This window comes from Pseudomonas sp. 50_B, assembly GCF_017491625.1.
Taxonomy (GTDB): Bacteria; Pseudomonadota; Gammaproteobacteria; order Pseudomonadales; family Pseudomonadaceae; genus Aquipseudomonas; species Aquipseudomonas danubii.
Map to the genome: position 1 here is coordinate 1 of NZ_JAFGYX010000215.1, position 242 is coordinate 242.

The window sequence follows — 242 nt, forward strand, 5'->3', positions numbered from 1 at the left end:
GTGCGCGGAGATTCTCTACGCGACCGCCCGGGACCGGACCATGCCAGCGTTCCTGAAGAAGGAGAACGCCAACCATGTGCCGGTCAATGCCCTGTGGCTGACCAACGTGATGATCCAGATCTTCCTGGTCATCACTCTGTTCTCGGCCAGCACCTACCTGTCGCTGATCTACCTCGCCACCTCGATGATCCTGGTGCCCTACCTGTGGTCCGCGGCCTACGCAGTGCTGCTGGCGGTGCGCG

At 62.4% G+C, this 242-nt stretch carries 1 protein-coding gene; it reads left to right on the top strand.

All coding sequences use genetic code 11. From position 1 onward, the window contains the following. Positions 1–242, top strand: a 242-nt coding sequence (locus J5M73_RS31685) for an amino acid permease (RefSeq protein ID WP_207817054.1), incomplete at both ends; no start/stop codon positions are given.